The 18,695-nt window shown below is 66.0% G+C and carries 20 protein-coding genes; 7 read left to right on the top strand and 13 right to left on the bottom strand.

Annotated features, from left to right (window positions below):
• Positions 1–44: 44 nt before the first annotated feature.
• Complete coding sequence (locus AD89_RS0111935) at positions 45–719, bottom strand: hypothetical protein (protein WP_025779165.1); 675 nt, start codon at positions 717–719, stop codon at positions 45–47.
• A 238-nt stretch (positions 720–957) separates the two neighbouring features.
• Between AD89_RS0111935 and AD89_RS0111940 the strand changes: the two genes are divergently transcribed.
• Together AD89_RS0111940 and AD89_RS0111945 are read left to right on the top strand one after the other, a co-directional pair.
• Entirely contained in the window at positions 958–2,055 is a 1,098-nt protein-coding gene (locus tag AD89_RS0111940) for a GmrSD restriction endonuclease domain-containing protein (RefSeq protein WP_025779167.1), read from the top strand.
• Between the two features lie 186 nt (positions 2,056–2,241).
• Entirely contained in the window at positions 2,242–3,843 is a 1,602-nt protein-coding gene (locus tag AD89_RS0111945) for an AMP-binding protein (protein ID WP_197021753.1), read from the top strand.
• Positions 3,844–3,927: 84 nt separating this feature from the next.
• Here AD89_RS0111945 and AD89_RS0111950 read toward each other — a convergent pair whose 3' ends face one another.
• The 4 genes from AD89_RS0111950 to AD89_RS0111965 form a co-directional block, all read right to left on the bottom strand.
• Positions 3,928–5,190: a calcium:proton antiporter gene (locus tag AD89_RS0111950; RefSeq protein WP_025779170.1), complete on the bottom strand. Its 1,263-nt coding sequence runs from the start codon at positions 5,188–5,190 to the stop codon at positions 3,928–3,930.
• A gap of 252 nt (positions 5,191–5,442) precedes the next feature.
• Positions 5,443–6,009, bottom strand: coding sequence for an NADPH-dependent FMN reductase (locus AD89_RS0111955; RefSeq protein WP_025779172.1), 567 nt, complete (start codon positions 6,007–6,009; stop codon positions 5,443–5,445).
• Complete coding sequence (locus tag AD89_RS0111960; RefSeq protein ID WP_197021754.1) at positions 6,006–7,211, bottom strand: LLM class flavin-dependent oxidoreductase; 1,206 nt, start codon at positions 7,209–7,211, stop codon at positions 6,006–6,008. Before AD89_RS0111960 ends, AD89_RS0111955 begins: the two co-directional genes overlap by 4 nt.
• 62 nt (positions 7,212–7,273) lie before the next feature.
• Positions 7,274–7,720: a MarR family winged helix-turn-helix transcriptional regulator gene (locus tag AD89_RS0111965; protein WP_025779175.1), complete on the bottom strand. Its 447-nt coding sequence runs from the start codon at positions 7,718–7,720 to the stop codon at positions 7,274–7,276.
• A gap of 331 nt (positions 7,721–8,051) precedes the next feature.
• On the opposite strand from AD89_RS0111965, the gene AD89_RS0111970 reads away from it, so the two are divergent.
• The 5 genes from AD89_RS0111970 (at position 8,052) to AD89_RS0111990 (ending at position 11,933) form a co-directional block, all read left to right on the top strand.
• Positions 8,052–8,585, top strand: a complete 534-nt coding sequence (locus tag AD89_RS0111970) for a MogA/MoaB family molybdenum cofactor biosynthesis protein (RefSeq protein ID WP_051505237.1) — start codon at positions 8,052–8,054, stop codon at positions 8,583–8,585.
• A gap of 15 nt (positions 8,586–8,600) precedes the next feature.
• A complete protein-coding gene (gene fdhD, locus AD89_RS0111975; protein ID WP_025779180.1) occupies positions 8,601–9,482 on the top strand; it encodes a formate dehydrogenase accessory sulfurtransferase FdhD in 882 nt (293 codons plus the stop codon).
• A gap of 324 nt (positions 9,483–9,806) precedes the next feature.
• Positions 9,807–10,040: a hypothetical protein gene (locus AD89_RS0111980; protein ID WP_025779181.1), complete on the top strand. Its 234-nt coding sequence runs from the start codon at positions 9,807–9,809 to the stop codon at positions 10,038–10,040.
• Positions 10,041–10,177: 137 nt separating this feature from the next.
• Positions 10,178–11,491: an MFS transporter gene (locus AD89_RS0111985; protein ID WP_025779183.1), complete on the top strand. Its 1,314-nt coding sequence runs from the start codon at positions 10,178–10,180 to the stop codon at positions 11,489–11,491.
• Between the two features lie 82 nt (positions 11,492–11,573).
• Positions 11,574–11,933 carry a hypothetical protein gene (locus AD89_RS0111990; RefSeq protein WP_025779185.1) on the top strand — a complete coding sequence of 120 codons (360 nt, stop codon included), beginning with the start codon at positions 11,574–11,576 and terminating at the stop codon, positions 11,931–11,933.
• A 150-nt stretch (positions 11,934–12,083) separates the two neighbouring features.
• Here AD89_RS0111990 and AD89_RS0112000 read toward each other — a convergent pair whose 3' ends face one another.
• From AD89_RS0112000 to AD89_RS18565, 8 genes are all read right to left on the bottom strand, one after another.
• A complete protein-coding gene (locus tag AD89_RS0112000; RefSeq protein WP_025779187.1) occupies positions 12,084–13,226 on the bottom strand; it encodes an FUSC family protein in 1,143 nt (380 codons plus the stop codon).
• A 213-nt stretch (positions 13,227–13,439) separates the two neighbouring features.
• Positions 13,440–13,583 (bottom strand): GPGG-motif small membrane protein, encoded by a 144-nt coding sequence (locus tag AD89_RS20160; RefSeq protein ID WP_197021755.1) that lies wholly within the window; start codon positions 13,581–13,583, stop codon positions 13,440–13,442.
• A 112-nt stretch (positions 13,584–13,695) separates the two neighbouring features.
• Complete coding sequence (locus AD89_RS0112010; RefSeq protein WP_025779190.1) at positions 13,696–14,019, bottom strand: hypothetical protein; 324 nt, start codon at positions 14,017–14,019, stop codon at positions 13,696–13,698.
• Positions 14,020–14,133: 114 nt separating this feature from the next.
• Positions 14,134–14,901, bottom strand: coding sequence for an ANTAR domain-containing protein (locus AD89_RS0112015; RefSeq protein WP_025779192.1), 768 nt, complete (start codon positions 14,899–14,901; stop codon positions 14,134–14,136).
• A 183-nt stretch (positions 14,902–15,084) separates the two neighbouring features.
• A complete protein-coding gene (locus AD89_RS0112020; RefSeq protein WP_025779194.1) occupies positions 15,085–16,128 on the bottom strand; it encodes an NAD-dependent epimerase/dehydratase family protein in 1,044 nt (347 codons plus the stop codon).
• Positions 16,125–16,940, bottom strand: a complete 816-nt coding sequence (locus AD89_RS0112025) for an S-methyl-5'-thioadenosine phosphorylase (protein ID WP_025779196.1) — start codon at positions 16,938–16,940, stop codon at positions 16,125–16,127. The genes AD89_RS0112020 and AD89_RS0112025 overlap by 4 nt, the downstream gene beginning before the upstream one ends.
• Positions 16,933–17,466: a hypothetical protein gene (locus tag AD89_RS0112030; protein ID WP_025779197.1), complete on the bottom strand. Its 534-nt coding sequence runs from the start codon at positions 17,464–17,466 to the stop codon at positions 16,933–16,935. The genes AD89_RS0112025 and AD89_RS0112030 overlap by 8 nt, the downstream gene beginning before the upstream one ends.
• A 1-nt stretch (position 17,467) precedes the next feature.
• A complete protein-coding gene (locus AD89_RS18565; protein WP_035320658.1) occupies positions 17,468–18,694 on the bottom strand; it encodes a molybdopterin-dependent oxidoreductase in 1,227 nt (408 codons plus the stop codon).
• Position 18,695 lies beyond the last annotated feature (1 nt).

Here is an 18,695-nt window from a genome sequence, read left to right on the forward strand (position 1 = left end):
ACGCTAAGGTGAGCGGTCGGCGAGGAGTATGCCAGAGAATATGCTCAGTTGTCCCAGCGGCGCCTGCGGAGGACGGGCGGCAGGCCGAAGTAGATCGGCGGGCGGGCCGATGCAGTCAGCGGTAACGGCATTGCTGCTGAGCTGTTGTCAGCGTCCATTTTGTTTCCCGGTTCATGCTCTGCGCCCCCGGTGTCATCTTCGCCTTCGCTCGCGCCCAGCGCCCACGCGCTCTCCCAGCTGATGAGCTCGCCGGCGTGGCAGACGGGGTCGCCTCCGCTCGACGGTGGCTCGGCCCACATCCACAGGTTGATCCCGTACTCCATGAGGACGAGCTTGTTGCCGGCCTCCCGCGACGAGTTCTCGTTGACCAGCGCCGCCCGCAGCGTCGCCGAGGCGTCCTCGAGATCCGTCCACCCGTCCTGTCTGTGCGGCAGAAACACCCACGTCCCCGCGAGGACGCGATCGGGCACAAGATCGTCGAGCCCGACGATCTCAACCGAGCCCCCGCAGGCATCGAGCATCTCCCCGAAGCAGGCACGGGCCACCTCGGGGGAGGGTGCGGTGATGAGCAGTCGGGTCGCCTCGGAGCGCACCTCATCCAGCGAGAGGTGGGTGAACGAATTCGCCCGCATCGACCCGAGCACCTGCGTCCAGTGCCCCGGCACCGTCCCGTCTGCCAGGAACCCGCTGGTGCGCGGCCGCTCCTCATCATGTCGCATCGAAAATCCTCCTCGCCGAGGCGGCTCACCGTTCCCTCCCATCATGCACCCACCCGCCGGTGGGACTGCCGCGTACCTAACGAAAGGGACACGTTCCTGCCGACCGTATGTCATCGTCGCACCGCCGGCTCTACACTGATCTGAGTGGATCGAGCAGCGGCTTCGCCGGCTCGGTCCACGACCACGTCTGAACCATCTCGCCGAGCCGGCGAGCCTGCACGCCCGAAAGCCCACGCACTTGCTCCCTTCCTCACGCCGTACACTTGCGGCACTCGCAGCAGTCCTTTCCCTCGGCCTCTTCTCCGGATGCGCCGAGGATGCCCAGCCGACCGTCGACACCGCCTCATCGAGCACAGCCGACCCGAAACCGACCCGTGACGCCTCGACGTCATCCGCCGAAGCACCTGCGCCGGCATCATCCGACAGCGACGGCGCCGGCGACGACGGCGAAAGCGGGGGAAGTGAGGGCCATGCGGGCAGCGCAGCGACGGGGACCGCCTCGGCGATGTTGGACGAACTCACGGTCAAGGGCCGGGCCCCGAAGACCGGCTACGACGGTGACCTGTTCAAATGGCGATCGGACACCGACCACAACGGCTGCGACACCCGCAACGACGTACTCCGCCGCGACCTCACGGACGTCACTGTCAAGGCCAGAACTCACGGCTGCATCGTCCTGGCTGGGACACTTGACGACCCCTACGCCGGCGAGACCTACGACTTCGACCGCAGCGCGAACGCCGTCGACATCGACCACGTCGTCGCCCGCTCGAACGCGTGGCAGTCGGGCGCTTTCAACTTCGACGAGGAGACGTTCAAGGAGTTCGGCAACGATCCCCTCAACCTGCTTGCCGTGAGCTCGAGCCTCAACCGACAGAAGGGCGACGGCGACGCCGCGACCTGGCTGCCGCCGAACAAGAGCTATCGCTGCGAATACGTCGCCCGGCAGATCGCAGTGAAACACAAATACGATCTTTGGGTGGTCCCGGCCGAGAAGGATGCCATGCAACGCGTCCTCGGCAAATGCGACGACCAGCCCGCATTCACCGAGGATGCGGACTGGCCCGGTCCCGGCGACGGTGACAACGTCACCACGAAGGAAGAGACCCGCCCTGCTGGTCAGAAGTCCTCGAGCTCGGGATCGTCGTCGAGCGGAACTTCGAGTGGCTCATCAGGCAGTTCGTCGAGCGGATCATCAGGTGGCTCATCGAACTCGTCGACGTTCTTCGAGAACTGCACGGCCGCCCGTGAAGCTGGTGCAGCCCCCGTTCGCGAAGGTGTCCCCGGGTACGGCTCGCACCTCGACCGGGATGGTGACGGAATCGGCTGCGAATAGCGGAGGGCTCACGCTCACGTTCGCATGGAACCGAAGCGTGGACAGGGATCGGTCGCACTGACGTTCGGCCGCCTCGGCGGGGGTGGTGTGCACGCGGTCACACTCGCTCGGTAGTCTGAAGTCGAACACCGTCGCAGCTGTTACTGGCGACGGCTGCCACGATCATCGACGATGAGGAGACCTGCCATGTCCGGACTCGATACCGCCCTGACTCCGCTGCGCTTCCTCGAGCGTTCGCTCGAGGCTCACCCGAACCGGGAGGCGATCGTCGACGGCCCCCGTCGCTTCACCTACAGGCAGATGGCCGAGACCGTGCAGAACCTCGCCGAAGGGCTGGTCAAGCGCGGCCTCAAAGCCGGGGACACGGTTGCGGTGCTCGCCCCCAACAGCGCCGAGGCGCTCATCGCCCACTACGCGGTCCCGCTGGCCGGCGGCGTGCTCGTCATGCTCAACACCCGACTGGCTCCGCCCGAGGTCGAATACATCCTCGGCCACAGCGAGGCGAAGTTCCTCTTCGGCGATGCCGGACTCCTCCAGCCGGTCATCGACGCCGGAGCCGCGAACGCGGTCGAAACCATCGTCGTCCACCCCGACGAAGACGGAACCCCTGGCAAGGTCACCGCGACGGATCTCAACGTGGAAGCGTATGCCGACTGGACCGCCTCGGCGCCGGAAACACCCCGGGCTTACGAAGTCGAGGACGAGACTGCGACGATCACCGTCAACTACACCTCGGGCACGACGGGGCGGCCGAAGGGTGTCATGTACACCCACCGCGGGGCGTATCTGAACTCGCTCGGCGAGGTCGTCACGCAGAACTTCGCGGCCCTGACGAAGTACCTGTGGACGCTGCCGATGTTCCACTGCAACGGCTGGTGCACGACCTGGGCACTGACCGCGGTGTCGGGCACGCACGTATGCATCCGCGCCGTGCGCGGACCCGAGGCGTGGCGACTCATCGACGAGGAGAAGGTCACGCGGATGGCCGGTGCTCCCGTCGTGCTCAACACGATCGCCGGGGCCGAGGAAGCCCACGACCTGGGTGGATCGCTGTCGATCACCACGGCCGGCGCCCCGCCGTCGCCGACGACGATCGCCCTCCTCGAAGGCCTCGGCATCGAGGTCATCCATGTCTACGGACTCACCGAATCCTATGGCCCGTACTCCTCGTGCGAACCGCAGCCCGAATGGACCGGCCTGCCGGTGGAGGAGCGCGCGAAGCTGAAATCCCGGCAGGGGATCGGCATGATCAGCTCCGAACGCATGCGCGTGGTCGAACTGCGCGCCGATGATGTGCTCACCGACGTGCCCCGCGATGGGGTGACGATGGGTGAGATCGTCATGCGCGGCAACAACGTCATGAAGGGCTACCTCAACGCTCCCGAAGCCACCGCCGAGGCATTCCGCGGCGGCTGGTTCCACACCGGCGACCTCGCCGTGATGCACGAGGACGGGTACGTCCAGATCCTCGACCGCGCCAAGGACATCGTCATCTCCGGGGGCGAGAACATCTCCACCATCGAGGTCGAGCAGGCCATCGTTGCCCACGAATCCGTCGCCGAAGCGGCCGTGGTCGGAATGCCCGACGAGAAGTGGGGACAGCGACCGTTGGCCTACGTCGTTCTCAAACCCGGCACCGAGGTGGCCGAAGCCGACCTCATCGCGTTCGTCAAGACCCGCATCGCCTCTTACAAGGCACCGGCCGGAGTCGAATTCGTCGACGAGCTGCCGACGACGTCGACCGGCAAGATCCGCAAGAACGCCCTGCGGGAGATGGCCGGAAGCTGAGGCGCTCCGCCGACTCCGTGCGCGAAGTGGACGTGATGCCCGCGCCTACTTCTCGACGGCCATCTCCGGCATGGTACCGGCGGCTCATGCGAACAGGGCGAGTCCGAATACCGCGAAGACGACGAGCAGCGCGACTCCGTGGACGGCAGTGACGCGTCTGCCCGCGAACGCAATGATCGAGACCAGCAGGGTGATCGCCAGCAGCGCGAGGTTGATCGGCGACTCGGCGAGCACGATCTGCTGATCGGTGAGCATGCCGATGACCAGCACCGTCGGAATCGTCAACCCCACCGTGGAGACCTGTGCTCCATGGCAGAGGTTGCTCACGCGCTGGATCTCCCCGTTCCACGCCGCGCGCAGAGAGGTGAGCGTCTCCGGCAGGAACACTATCATCGCAATGACCACTCCTGACAGTGCCGCCGGAGCGCCGAGGCGGCCCAAGCCGTCATCGAGCAACGAGGCCATGTCATGGGAGAGCAGCACGATCGGCAGCACCATGGCCACGAGGAGGGCCAGGCGGACGGCGATCTCCACACGGTGGGTCGAGATGATCGCGACGATTCCCTGAGACGGGTCGTCAGCTTGGTCGGCTGCCTCCGGTCGGCGTGATTCGGACTGGCCGGCTTCCTGGGGACGGCGTAATTCGGACTGGTCGGCCGCCTCGGCGACGGATGAGTGCGACGTTCCGGCAGTCGATGAGGCGCGCGCCGATGCGACACCGACGGGGGCCACCTCGGTGAACTCGTGGGCCTGCGGTCCCATCTGTCGGCAGAGGAAGAAGACGTAGGCACCGACGGTGACCACGATGATCGGGATCTCCTGCCAGAGCTCGTAGGCGCCGTCTGGGGTGCCGATGAGGGCGGGCACGGCGAAAGCGAGGGCAGCGAAGACGACGATCATGACGAGGTAGTTCGAGGCGCCGGTGCGGTTGTGGGTGAGGGCACCGTGGCGGAGTCCGCCGATGAGCAGGCACAGGCCGACGACCGCGCCGAGGATGATCATCGACACCGCCATCACAGAATCACGGGCTATCGTCGCGTGATCGCCCGGACCCAGCAGGACCGCGGCGATGAGGATGACCTCGATGAGGCAGATCGAGATCGTCAGGACGAGCGAGCCGTAGGGATCGCCGAGGCGGTCCGCTAAGTGTTCGGCTTCGGTGACGACTCCGAAGGCGCAGATGAGGATGACCGCGATGATGACCACGAGTGCGGTCACGAGCAGCGGCAGGGGGACCGGCGGGGCAAGCAGGGAACCCATGAATTGCAGGGCGATGAATACGCCCCAGCCGAGGACGAGTCGCAGGATTGCGGTCGGCGTGATGATTGAACGGAGGGCGGCGGTCATGAAAGGTCTTCCTGTCTCTGAGGCCGTCCTCATCGTGAGTCTCACTCAGCCGGGTCGTCCCGACTGGTTCCTTCCGATTTCAGGTTATCCAGGCCCGCCTGGCCCGGCAAATCCGGTGATCTGGGGCACCGGCCGCAACGGCACAGTTTGAGTTGGATAGCCCATATTTGAAACCGTGCTATTCAACTTAAACGGTGCCGTTTTGGCCGGGTGCGGTCACTTCAAGAAGGGCTGGCGCTTCAGAACCCGAAATCAGAACCCGTAGGCGGCGTCCCGCTCCTCTCGGATCGAGGCGAAGGTGCGGGTGAGAACGATCGTGTCCTCGACGAGGCGGTCGAGGCGCTGCAGGACGTCGTGGCTGACGATCTCGCCGCGATGGAGGTCGCTCTCGCCGACGAACACGTACGGCTGGACGACCTGCGCCTTCATGTAGGTCAGTATCGGCAGCAGGTGCTGGGCCGGAATGAGATAGTGCTTCGACGAACCGGCCGTGGCGATGACGCCGACGACCTTGTCGAGGAAGGCGCTCGTCGGCAGCAGATCGAAGACGTTCTTCAGCGCCGCCGGGATCGACGCCTGGAAGATCGGGGTGCCGATGATCATCGCATCAGCGGCCATGAGTTCCCTGGCCACCCGCCCCGTATCACCGGAGTATTCGGTGAAGTTCCGACCGTCGGCGAAGACCATGTCCACCTCGGCGAGGTCGATGACGCTCACGTCGATGGTGGGGTCGTAGGCGGCGACCGCCTCGGCGAGGTGATCGATCACGGTCCGGGTCTTCGTTCCGACGTTCGACCCGGACAGCAGAACCAGCTTCATGACAGGGCCTCCTCGGCGGAGTCGAAAGCAGAGCCGGCGGATTCGGTCTGCGAATCCGCGGGCGCGGTGGCGGTGTACTTCTTCACGGCGGGCAGGATCTCGGTGCCGATGATCTCGATCTGCTTCATCACCTCCGCGTACGGCATCCCGCCGAAGTCGACCTGCGCGAGGTAGCGCTGATGGCCGAAGACCTCATGCTGGTGGAGGATCTTCTCGATGATCTGCTGCGGGCTGCCGATGTTCGCGATGGACGCCGGGTCGACGCTCTGCGCGAAGTGCTGCTTGGGCATGCCCTGTCCGTTCGTGCGCTTCATCCCCTCGTTGATGTGCGGATACATTCCCCGCAGCGCCTCCTGCGAGGTCTCGGCCGCGTGGAAGAATCCGGCCGTGGCGATCGGCAGGGTCGCCGGATCGAATCCGGCATGAGCGGCCGCGCGACGGTAGGCATCGACGGTGCCCTTGAACACCGAGGTGGTCCCGCCGAGGTGGGCCATGACCATGGGAACCCCGGCCAGTCCTGCCTTCACCGCGCTCGCCGGCGCTCCGCCGACGGCACGCCAGATGCGCAGCGCCTGCCCGGTGGGGCGGGGGAGGACCTCGGCATCGTTGAGCGGTGCCCGGAACTGACCGGACCAGGTCACTCGCTTCTCGCGGTTGATTGTGAGCAGCAGATCGAGCTTCTCTTCATACAGCTCTTCGTAGTCGCGCAGGTCGTAGCCTAGGAGTTCGAACAGGCCGACCCGGGAGGCGCGACCGGCGACGAGTTCGGCGCGGCCGCCGGAGATGAGGTCGATCGTCGCGAAGTTCTCGAACACGCGGACCGGGTCCGAGGTCGACAGGATCGTCGAGGAGCTGCCGATCCGGATGGTGTCCGTGGCTTGGGCGATGGCGCCGAGGATGACGGCATGGGCCTGCGAGGCGAAGAACTCCTGATGGCTCTCGCCGAGGCTGACGAAGTCGAGCCCGGCTGCCTCGGCGGCTTGGGCGTAGCCGATGAACTCGTGGATGCGCTGGCCCGCGTCGACACGTGATCCGTCGTGCGGGTCGGGCAGATGATCGCCGAGGCTGTAGATCCCGAACTGCAGTCCCTGGCCTCGGTCGAGACCGAATTCGTGCATATAGTTCGGCTGCTGTGATGGCTGGGATTCAGTTGTTCCGGAGTGCTGCGGTGGGGCGTTGTGCTGCTGGGCGGACTCGCTCAAGGTGTCTCCTCGCGACGGCGACGGAAATGTCATTTGCCATGTCAACTGAGACGGTGGCGGGATTATTCCCGCGAGTTCTCGCCGCGCTTCCGGCTGGTGTCGTAGAGCTTCTTCATGAGCGCGTGCAGCTGCACCTTCTCGTCCTCGCTCAATGAATCGTCGAACAGAGACGCCTGCTGTTTCTGCTGCGAGGGGAACGCGCGCTCGAGGAGGTCGCGACCCTTGGCCGTGAGCGAGATGTGTTTGGTCTTCCAGTCCTGTTCGCGGGCGATCAGGCCCTCGGACTCGAGGCGGGCGAGCATGCGGGAGATCCCCCCGCCGCTGACGGTCAGTCCTGCGGCGAGTTCGGACTGGGTGATGGGTTCGAAATTCCGGATATGGGCAAGGGCTTCGAACTGAGCGACGGTGAGCCCGAATTGGCGCAGGTGCTGGTTCGAGAGCTGGTTGCTGTTCTGGACGAAGCGAGCCATGCGCAGCCAGATGAGCGTGCTCAGGCTCAGGTCTTCCACGGCTTCTCCTTCTCCTGACTGCGTAGTGGCCGCTGACGTTGTGGGCGACGTGTTTCGCCCTCACATTACCCGGGCTGCACGGGGTGAGATGTGGGCAGTCTTGAAGGTGAATGTCTGTAGTGGTTGAACAAGTGGCACCAGATGGGTGAAACGGACGTCGTCTCGGAAAGCCGCCCGGGGTCGTGCCGTCTCTGGCCATCCCCGACCGGAGTGGGACAATAGAGGCAAAGACTGTGCCTCGCGGGTGAGCGCAGAGACCGCGAGCGGGCGCACGTACCGGATGCGCGGCCCACGGGCGCAATTGGACTTGAACTGGGAAGAAGGCAGATAGGTGAGCGGAGAGAACAGCGAACTCCTCGGAGTGGGACGCAAGGCTGCGGTCATCATCGCCTCCACCTCGGCGGCCAGGGGAGAGGCCGCGGACACGACTGGTCCGATCCTCGTCGATTGGCTGCGCGGCCGCGGTTATGAGACGCCCGATGCCATCGTCGTCCGCGACGGCGAACCCGTCGGTGACGCACTCAAGCAACTCCTCGTCGACACTCCGGAAGCCGACCGCCCTCGCATCATCGTCACCAGCGGCGGTACCGGGCTCGCTCCCGACGATCGCACTCCGGAGTTCACTGCCGAACTCCTCGAACGCCAGTCCCCGGGCCTCATCTATGCGATGTGGCGCAAGGGTCTCGAATCAACATCCTCGGCGGTGATGAGCCGCGGAGTCGCGGGAGTGCGGGGACGCAGCTTCGTCATCAACTTCCCCGGTTCGAAGGGCGGGGTCAAGGACGGAATCACCGTCATCGACGACCTCCTCGAGCACATTCAGACCTCCGTCGAGGACACCACCGACCACGGTCCGCGGGTCTGAGAGAGGAACGAGATCATGCAGATGCGCAAGGCCGTGCGGGCACGGGTCTATAAGTTCGACGCCACTGGTGAGGTCTCGGCCGGCCCGGATTCCCTGGCAGGGGAGGAGCCGCTGGAGATCCAACTCAACGGTGAGCAGTACACCGTGACCATGCGCACCGCCGGGCACGACGTGGAACTCATCGCCGGCTACCTGCTCTCCGAAGCGGTCGTGACCTCGATGGACGATATCGAAGAGATCAACTTCTCCGCCGGACTCGCCCCCGACGGCAGCCGGAACTACAACGTGGCCCAGGTGCGTCTGGCTCCTGGGATCTGGAATCCCGAGACGGCGCCGGCCCGCAACGTCTACACCTCATCCTCGTGTGGAATCTGTGGAACTGCGGCCGCCGATGCCGTGACGAAGACCTCCGCGTTCCCTCTCATCCCCGCTGCCTTTCATGTCGAGGACCAGGGGGAGTACGAGTTCCCGCAGCTGCTCTCCGCGGCTCGGATCGGTGAGCTGCCCGATCGACTGCGGCAGACGCAGGAGATCTTCGACAAGACCGGTGGGGTCCATGCCGCTGCGCTCTTCGCCGTCGGTGACGATCCGAACGTCGAACCCGAGCTGCTCGTCGGTCGTGAGGATGTCGGCCGGCACAATGCCGTCGACAAGGTCATCGGCTGGGCCATGGCCAACCGGGGCCTGCCGCTGCGCCAGACCGTGCTGCAGGTGTCCGCGCGGGCATCGTTCGAGCTCGTTCAGAAGTGCGCGATGGCCGGCATCCCGATGATGTCCGCCGTCAGCGCCCCCTCGGCGATGGCCGTCGACTACGGCAAGGACGTCGGAGTGAGTGTCATCGGCTTCAACCGCAAGGGCAAGTTCAACGCGTACTCGTACCCCGAGCGCGTGGCCTGACCTCGCCGAGGCGGCCCCGTAGTTTCGTTGTCAAATTCGATAACGCAGCCATAACGATCAGCCGCCCGTTAGCAGCGAGCCACCGATCGCCTACCGCGAGTCCGCGCGGCAGGACGGTGATTGCCAAAGTTTTGCAACATTCAACAATTTCTTCATGTGGCCTTTTCGACGCGAACTCGGGGCTAGTGTGGCTGACGGTGCCATTCCGGCGCGCGCTTTAACGGTGCGCCAAAGGACGGCACGACTGACAGCCGAGTGCGCATCACATCCGCTCGAACGTACGAACGTAGACAGCGGGGATGCCGAGACCGAGATGGAGTGACGATGACCTACACGCTGCAGGCCATTGAGAACTCGGATGAGAAGGCCAACCTGGTCAGGCGCCTCCGGAACGGGGCGCTCATCATCATCTTCGCCTCCGTGCTGAGTGGACTGCTGGCCTGGAACGAACCGCACCCGGTGGCGGTGGCGCTCGCCGTCCTCGTCGGAGGCGCCGGCATCCTCGCCATCGACATCGCCTTGGCCTACCGGTCCTCGGTGCGCCGGTCGAAAGGCTGAGTCGGACCCGCGCCCGTTCTGCCCCCGTAGCGCCGTGCCACCGCGGTTGCATCGCCGCACCTGAGACACCCCACCAACCGCCGTCCGCCTCCGGCTAGCATGCTGAGTTGACGCATGCCGGCGACAGGAGGTGAGCAATGGCCGACCACGGCCGGAACCCGGATCAGAAGACCCCTGGCATCGGTCTGCTCACCGTCCTCCTCGGCGCCGTCGCCGCCGGGCCGATCATGCTCTATGGGCTGAGCGCCACGAGCGATTCGATCATCGCCGAGCTCGGCATCTCCGAAGCCCACTTCGGTCTGCTCGCCACCACCTGCTTCGGCGCCGCCGCGATCGGCAACGCCACCCTGGGCCGCCTCGCCGACCGGCATTCCGACCTCTCGCTCATGGCGTTCATCTTCGTCCTCGCCGCACTCGCCCTTCTGCTCGTGGCCGTGCCCGACGGATTCTGGCTGCTGCTGGTGGCCGCCGCCCTGTCCGGCATCGCCCAATCCTTTCCCAACGGCGTGACCAACCGGATCCTCCTCGAACGCGTGCCCGACACCAAACGCATCGGCTGGGTCGGCATCAAACAGTCCGGAGTCCAGGTCAGCCAGCTCGTCGCCAGCGTCGCCTTCCCCGTCCTCGCACTCGGCATCGGGTGGCGCGGCGCCGCACTCACCGTTGCGATCATCCCGCTCATCCTGCTCGCGATGACCTGGTATTCCCTGCGCACCACCCCGCTGTTGACCGCTCCGAAACCCTCGACCGACGCCCCTGAACCCGCAACTGACACCCCCGCCGAGGCGGCCGACCCCACCCCAACCGCACCGACCGACACGCCCGTCGAGGCGGGCCGCCGTGATCCCGAACCGGGACCCGCCCGTCCGGCCAAGCACCCCGGCATGGTGTGGGCCCTGGCGCTGTTCGGGCTCATCAACGGCATCGGTGTGCAGGCGACGAACGTGTACATACCGCTCTTCGCCGTGCGCGAGATGGGCTTCTCCCTCGTCCTCGGCGGCGCCACTGCCGCACTGGCCGGCGTCATCGGCGTCATCGCCCGAGTCACCTGGGCAAGGCGCATGGCCAAGGGCGCTTCGGGCCCTCGCCTGCTGCTGGTCCTGGCCCTCATCGCCCTGGCCGGTGCGGTGCTGTTCCTCCTCGCCGACGCGGCCGGGTGGGCTCTGCTCGTCTGGGTGGCGGTGGCCTTCCACGGCATCTCCGCGCTCGGCGTCTCGGTGGTGCTCATGGCCGCGCTCATGCGCGCGATTCCGGCATCGTCGATGGTCTCGGCCAGCGGCATGGTCACGGCCGGAATGTTCTTCGGCTTCGCCTTGGGCCCGCTGATCATGGGCATCATCGTCGGCTCACCCGGCGGCTTCGTCCTCGGCTGGATCACCGTCGGCATCACTTACGTGCTGTGCGTGATCCTCGCGCTCATCCTCATCCGCTCAAGCTCCCGCCGCAGCTGAGAAGCAGTCGACCACAGTCGACCCATCGTTCAGCCAGAGCGAGGGGCGTCGTCCCGAGCGCCTTTCCCCTACAATAGAACACATGTCTGAATATGATCCTCCGGCGTGGATGGTCCGCTACCGGAACTTCAAAACGCTGTGCTCCTATGTCTGCGGTGAGTTCATCCGCTTCTACCTCACCACCGGCTGTGATCAGATCAGGTATACGCATTCGCAGATCACCGAGGGTCTGCCGAACTATTCGTGCCGCCTGACCTCCGACGACGGTTCGGTTCTGCTGCTGCCGCTCGACGACTGGGTCGAGCGTCTGGACGAGGTCATGCCGCTTGTGCGGACGTGGCTGGGGGAGCATTCGGATCTGACAGGGTGCACGCCGGAGAAGTCGCATTATCAGGGCGACCGCTATTGGTTCACCCGCTGGCAGGAGGCCAACCCGTGGTGACGCCGGAGCGGCGCCGGGACTCGACTGCGGCCCGGTGTGCCACGGTAGAATCCGGACCATGCGCAAACGTGTGATCGTATTCGTCGTGGCAGCCTTGGCAGTTCTCGGGCTGATCGCCAGCATGCTGGGCGGCGTGCCCGCCTGAGTGGCTCATGTGGTCTCGCGTGCACTGCGAGCCGAGGCCACATCATCGACGATGACGACGATATGGCGCAGACTCGTGATGAGGGCACCGTAGATGGGCCACGAGGTCGTCGACAGTCTCCTGTCCTCAGAGATGCCGGTCGACAGCTGTTCGAGGCGATCGTAGATCGGACTGACTTCGGCATCCGGGTCGGCGATCGACCGGCCGGCATCGGCGACGATCGCCGCCCATTCCGTGCGGAAGGCGTCGTCCCAATCGCGTTCCGACGCTGAGGCCTCGCGCAGCGTTCGAGCGAGATTGCGCAGATGCGAGACGCCTTCGTCGGCCCTGAGCAGGATGCTCTCAAAGCCCTCCTTCTCGGTCGAGTCGGCGGTGGGGGACCGGCGCTGCCTCCTCACCCCGATCGCCGTTCGCGGGTTGACACGGCGGCTCTCGCGGGCGAATCGCACGGTCTGCCAGGCTGAGTTGAGCTCTCGGCTCATCGCCTCGGTCCTCTCGAACCAGGTCTCGGCAGATTCCGTGTCCCACGAATGGGTGAACTGGTCGGACATGTCGATGAGCACCTCACCCATCTGCCGATTCACGCTGTCGATATAGCGCTCCGCCTGACGGTCGCGCAAGGGCGGCAGCGCAATGAGATTGACGGCGATGCCGACGCCCACGCCGAGGGCGAGCTCGAGGAGGCGGTCGGCAAGCAGCGGCTGCTGCGAATCGAAACCGGCACCGAGGATGAAGATCGCGGTCGTGGCGATCGCGACCCCTTCGTCACGGATCCAGGAGAGTCTGGCTCCGGCCAGACCGACGAACATCGCCAGAGCGAAGGTCCAGAGACTGACACCGAGGTAGCTGCCGATGAGGAAGGAGATGCCGACGCCGATGGCCGAGGCGATGGTCGTCTGCACCCCTCGCGACAGCGACCTGTAGACCGTGGCGTGGACGGTCAGCAGCGCCGTCCACGGAGCGAGGAACGGCATCCGACTGTCGAAGACCGTGCTGGACAGCCACCAGGCGCCGGTCGCGGCGAGCACGCCCTTGGCGATCTGGAGCAGATCGGTGGCGAACTCCGGGCGTTTGATGTGCCCGAGCGCCGCGTCCAACGCCGCCCGGCCGGTCTCAGACCGGCGGTGGGAAGATCGATCATCGGTCATGGTGAACCTTTCGATTCGCAGGGTGACTGTCGCGGCAGGATGCGATCAGTGTCGCCCTGGGGACTGACTCGCTGTACCAAAAAATAGGTCGCTATCGGATAGTTTTCAGCGCACGAAAGTATCCGATAGCGACCTATTTCCCGCTCAGAAGTATCCGATAGCGACCACAATTCGAGCATCGGGCTTCCCGCGGGGACAGTGCTCCCGGGGAACTCAGGTGAAGAGGCTCACGCCTCCGGGGCCGACCAGGCATCCGACGACGATGAGGACGATGCCCCAGAGGAGCTGTTTGCGGAAGATCGCGAAGATCCCGGAGATGACGAGCAGAGCTGCGATTATCCAGAGGACGAATGCCATTGCGGACTCTCTTTTCTTGATCGGTGGCGGAGCCACTGTGTGCATTGCTGTTCCGTCGGTGCCGTGGATTCGGTGCCGACGGCCGCTCAGCAGCGTCGGGGAGGGTTCCCCGTCACTGCGGAGCCGGCTGGTGGGATTTGCGTCCGAAGCTGGACTTCAGAGCGTGGAGGCCCGATCGGAGGGCGGCATCGTCATCGATGGACTTCCATGCGATCGGGCAGGAGACGGTGATCGGCATGCGACGGTTGCGGGTGTCTTCGATGACCAGGCGCATGAGCTCCCGGCAGTGCTGATCGGCATCGGTGGAGTCGATGGCCTCACAGTAGACGAACATGATCTCCTGCGGCGAGATCGTATAGTGCAGCGAGGCGACGAGGCGGCCCGGCAGATACAGATCGAACTTCGCAGCCGCACGATTGTTGAGAAGGGTGTACACAGCGGTCTCCTAAAGAAGGCAGGCCGACTGTTTGACCTGACTGAAGTCTAGCGAAGCTCCCCACCGTCGCCAAACCTCGAACGAGAGGGCATCGCGGCCGGACCTCCGCGGCGCTCACCCGGCGGCCGCTCCCGGCAGGATGCCCGTGGTGACGAGTTCCTCGGCGATGCTGTGGAGCTTCCTGTTCGACCGGGAGCTGGCCGCGGCGAGCACGCGGAAGGCATCGTGTTCGCCGATCTTGTGGCGCTCCATGAGGATCCCCTTCGCCTGACCGATGAGATCGCGGGATGATACCGCTTCGAACAGCTGTCCCTGCCTCTGCGAATAGGCCAGCGCCAACGATGCATGTGCCGCCAGCGCCGATCCGATCTCCTCGGAGTCGCGGGTGAACGCGCGGGGTTCGACGGAATAGAGGTTGAGCGCACCGAGGCTGTCGACCTCGACGAAGAGCTGGAAGGCGAGCATGCTCCGCACTCCTTCGTCGAGGGCACGGGCGGCGAATCCCGGCCACGGCGACGACTCGTCGAAGACGGGTGCGCGCACGATCCGCTCCTGACGAATCGATTCGAGGCACGGGCCCTCCTGGAGCTCGGACTGCACAGCATCCAAACGTTCCGGGATCGGATGCGAGGGCGCGCATGACCGGATCCGGCGGTCACGGCCGACGATGGACAGGGAGGCATAGTCGACTCCCGGAATCACTCGCAGGGCCTCCTGGACCATCATCTCCAGGACGAGGTCGTCGGACTCCTGGGCCATGGAGCGCGCCCATTCTCCGATCTCCGCAGTCAGTGCCGGCGAGTCGGCATCGTAATCGGCGCCCTCAGCAGGGGAGGGCTCGGTGGGATGGTCGTCGGTGGCTTCGACCTGATTGCCATGCATCGGTGTTCTCGCTTTCGGCGGACTGTCCTGAATCGGCGACCATCGGGGCCAGACGTCGTCACCGGGGTCGGTGACCCTATTGTGGCGGTCGGATGCGGCGGTGTCGACTTGTGAGGGACAGTGTCGCCGAGGCTGTTCGATCGCGGCCTCTCCTGCGGCGGGAAGCGACGAACCTGAGACCCGTCAACGGTGGCGCAGCGGTGCCGTTGCGAGTTCGGCGATGCCCTCGTCGGGACCGATCCTGGCCGCAAAGCCCAGGCCGTCGGCAGCCGCCTGCGGGGAGGCGGCGACGTGTCGGACGTCGAAGGACCGGTACCGGCCGTTGATCACCGGTGCCGGGCCGTTCATCACCGTCGCCAGTCGTCGGGCCATATCGCCGATCGTATAGGTCTGCCCCGAGCAGATGTTGTAGGCGCTCACTCCGAGAGGATGGTTGCCCACCGCGTCGATCGCGGCGACGTTCGCACGGGCGAGGTCGGTGACGTGGACGAAGTCCCGCAGCTGGTTGCCGTCCTCGAAGACCTGCGGCGGTTCTCCGTGTTCGAGCGCCGAGCGGAAGATGGCTGCGACCCCGGAATAGGGAGTGTCCGCCGGCATGCCCGGCCCATAGGCGTTGTGGTAGCGCAGAGCGATGGCGCGGCCCGATTCCAAGGTGCACCAGGCGGCGGCATAGTTCTCCTGAGCGATCTTCGACGCGGCATAGGCCGTGCGCGGAGCAAAGGGGGCCTCTTCGCCGATCAGGTGGGGCTCGACCTCGCCTCCGCAGCGTGGGCACAGCGGGTCGAAGCGGCCCAACCGCAGTCGCCTGTCCTGCCGTGGTGCCGGCGGCACATCGCCGTCGACAGGGCAGGTGTATCGTCCTTCGCCGTAAACGACCATGGACGATGCCAGGACCAGGCGGGTCGTCCGGGTCCGGGCCATCGCCGCCAGCAGGGTGGCGGTGCCGAGGTCGTTGTGGGCGGCGTAGCCGGGCAGGTCCTGGGCATCGACGCCGTTGCCGACGGTGGCGGCCTGATGGCAGACGACGTCGACGTCGGCGAGCAGCTCGTCGAGGAGGTGCGGATCTCGGATGTCGCCGGGCACCACCCCGGCAGGCGCCTCGGCGGTGGTCCCGTGGGCTTGCGGAAGCATGAGGTCGACGCCGGTGACCTCGTGGCCCGCGGCGGTCGCGGCCTCATGGATGTGGCGTCCGATGAATCCGGCGGCGCCTGTCAGCAGCACCTTCATGGCAGCTCCAGCGGCAGGGTCATTCCGTCCAACGCATTGGAGCAGTCGCACGGCCGCTCGGTCGACAGGGAGGCGATCACGGTGCGCAGGCTCGATTTCAACCGCTCGGTGTGCGCGGCGAAGACTTCGAAGACCTCCGACTGAGCGACGGCGTGTGAGGCGTCGATGCCCGCGTCGAGGTCGGTGACCAATGCTGCGGTGGCATAGCACAGCTCGAGTTCCCGGGCCAGGATCGCCTCGGGCTGGCCGGTCATGTTCACGATGTCCCAACCCTGTGCGGCGTACCACTGGGACTCGGCCCGGGTGGAGAATCTCGGACCCTCGATGACCACCATGGTTCCCCCGTCGATCGGCGGTTCGCGATCGGCGGCGAGACCGTCGAGCAGAGCGGTGCGCAGCCGTGGACAGTACGGGTCGGCGAAGGAGACATGGCAGGCGCCTTCGTCGAAGTACGTCTGCTTCCGACCGTATGTCCGGTCGGCCAGCTGATCGGGGACCATCAGCGAGCCGGGCCCGAGTTCGGGGTTGAGGCCGCCGACAGCGCACGGCGCCAGCACCTGCCGGACTCCGAGGCTGCGCAGGGCCCACATGTTGGCGCGGTAGTTCACACGGTGAGCCGGGTATTCGTGGCCCTGACCGTGTCGGGGCAGGAAGGCCACGGTCCGGTTCGTGCCCGCATGGGCGATGCTGCCGATCGCGACGGGCGCCGATGGTGCGCCGAACGGCGTCTCGACCTCGATCTCCTCGGGATCCTCGAGGAAGGTGTAGAAGCCGGAGCCGCCGATGATGGCGACGTCGGGTGATTCAGTCATCACGTTCTCCTTCGGTTGATGGTGTTCGTCGTCCCCGGCGCACGCAGTATCGGACTGCGTAGGCCAGGGCGCTGAGACAGCAGAACAGGAACGTCAGCCATAGCCAGCGTTCGAGGAACGGCGCATGGGCGTGCCCGGTGGCGGCCAGGTGGGTGCGCGCACCCTGTTCGATGATGCCGGGCAGGAACACGACGAGCAGCAGTCCGCCGGCGAGTACCGGCACCCGGATGTGGTTGATCACCGGAATTCGGGGACCGGTGCGCGGATTCGTCCGCGGGGAGCCGAGGGCGGCGACGAGCGCCCGGTTCGCCGCGGCGCACAGGGGAAGCAGGACGAGATCGACGACGACCGCCGCACCCACGAACCACACGGCGACCGACTGCCACCACACTTCGGCTCCGAACAGCCGGTCTGGACCCAGGGCAGTCAGCGCCCAGCCGGCGATGAGGAAACACCCCGTGAGCACCAGCAGGTGCGGCAGACCGGCTCCGTAGAACCTGCGGAATCGTCCGTGAGAGTTCGGCACATCAGCTCCTGAACTCGATCGAACGCACCCATTTGGTGTTGTGCACACCGGGCATGGCCGGGACGATGATCCGGGCCGGGAAGCCATGATCGTCAGACAGGTCTGCGCCGTTGACGCGCAGCGCCAGCAGCGAGTCGGGTGCGAGCACCTGATTGCGCTGCAGCGAGGCGGCCCGGAACGTCCCCGACTCCTGCAGCGATTCGACGCGCGCCGAGGATGGTTCACCGACACCGGCCAGGTCCGCCAGGTCGGCCAGGCGCACACCGGTCCAGGTCTGCGTCGTCGACCATCCCTCGACGCACGCGATCGGCAGGTCGGCGGTGTGCTCGGGCATCGCCAGCAGCTGTGCGCGGTCGATGACGATATCGTCGGGTCCGCCGCTGAGCCGCAGACGCCATGCGTCGCCGGTGTCATCGGGGTTGATCCGGGCGGCGGCGGCCGTCCGATTCACCTGGAAGTCGTTGGGCCCGTCGCCGAGGACGCGGCCTCGGGGCAGCAGCACGGACAGCGGCCGGAATGCGCCGCCGATCGACTGGCCGATGGTCAGCAGCGCAATCAGCGCGGATCCTCCGCCGACCATGGCCAGCGCACCGCGACGACTCATCGTCGGCGGGTCGGGGCGAGCGGCCACCAGTCCGTCGGCATCGGCCGGTTCCGGGCGAGTCTCAGCAAGCGGTGTGCGCAGCACGGTGCGAAACGACCGGGAACGCAGGGACGAGACCATCGTCGGAAGTTTGAGGCACACATGAGCGACGAAGGCGGCGATGAAGACCCACGCCCCGTAGTAGTGGGCGACGTAGAAGCTGAACCCGAAGAGGTAGTCGTATTGGATGTTCAGCACGCCGGTGACGAGTTCGAACAGGGTGCTGCCGACGAGCAGGAGCAGCGACAGCCGCTCGAGGGCGTGCGCAATCGAGCGCACCGGCGGCCAGGCGAAGAGCTTCGGCGTCACCGACCACAGTTTGGCGAGCACGAGCGGAATGACCGCCATGCCGAGCACGACGTGGGTGCCCTGGTTGAGCTGGTAGGCCCAGGAGGGAGAGGTCGGCCATTCGATGGGCGGGGGCCGCAGCCAGCCCACATTCCCGGGGAGGGCCTGTCCCAGCTGCGGTGCATAGGCGAGGTAGGACAGCAGACCGGTCAGTGCGACGATCGGCAGTGCGACCAGGAGTACGGCGCCGAAGACCGAGGTCAGCCACTGTCCGCGCAGGGGGCTGCGCCAGCGCATC

The sequence above is a fragment of the Brevibacterium sp. VCM10 genome (assembly GCF_000583215.1).
Lineage (GTDB): Bacteria > Actinomycetota > Actinomycetes > Actinomycetales > Brevibacteriaceae > Brevibacterium > Brevibacterium linens.

Coding starts and splice junctions, on each gene's coding strand:
- AD89_RS0112015 (WP_025779192.1), bottom strand. CDS start 14,901: ATGCATGGCAATCAGGTCGAAGCCACCGACGACCATCCCACCGAGCCC.
- AD89_RS0111980 (WP_025779181.1), top strand. CDS start 9,807: ATGACCTACACGCTGCAGGCCATTGAGAACTCGGATGAGAAGGCCAAC.
- AD89_RS0111985 (WP_025779183.1), top strand. CDS start 10,178: ATGGCCGACCACGGCCGGAACCCGGATCAGAAGACCCCTGGCATCGGT.
- AD89_RS0111950 (WP_025779170.1), bottom strand. CDS start 5,190: ATGACCGCCGCCCTCCGTTCAATCATCACGCCGACCGCAATCCTGCGA.
- AD89_RS0111990 (WP_025779185.1), top strand. CDS start 11,574: ATGTCTGAATATGATCCTCCGGCGTGGATGGTCCGCTACCGGAACTTC.
- fdhD (WP_025779180.1), top strand. CDS start 8,601: ATGCAGATGCGCAAGGCCGTGCGGGCACGGGTCTATAAGTTCGACGCC.
- AD89_RS18565 (WP_035320658.1), bottom strand. CDS start 18,694: ATGCGCTGGCGCAGCCCCCTGCGCGGACAGTGGCTGACCTCGGTCTTC.
- AD89_RS0112025 (WP_025779196.1), bottom strand. CDS start 16,940: ATGACTGAATCACCCGACGTCGCCATCATCGGCGGCTCCGGCTTCTAC.
- AD89_RS0112000 (WP_025779187.1), bottom strand. CDS start 13,226: ATGACCGATGATCGATCTTCCCACCGCCGGTCTGAGACCGGCCGGGCG.
- AD89_RS0111935 (WP_025779165.1), bottom strand. CDS start 719: ATGCGACATGATGAGGAGCGGCCGCGCACCAGCGGGTTCCTGGCAGAC.
- AD89_RS20160 (WP_197021755.1), bottom strand. CDS start 13,583: ATGGCATTCGTCCTCTGGATAATCGCAGCTCTGCTCGTCATCTCCGGG.
- AD89_RS0112020 (WP_025779194.1), bottom strand. CDS start 16,128: ATGAAGGTGCTGCTGACAGGCGCCGCCGGATTCATCGGACGCCACATC.
- AD89_RS0111945 (WP_197021753.1), top strand. CDS start 2,242: ATGTCCGGACTCGATACCGCCCTGACTCCGCTGCGCTTCCTCGAGCGT.
- AD89_RS0111955 (WP_025779172.1), bottom strand. CDS start 6,009: ATGAAGCTGGTTCTGCTGTCCGGGTCGAACGTCGGAACGAAGACCCGG.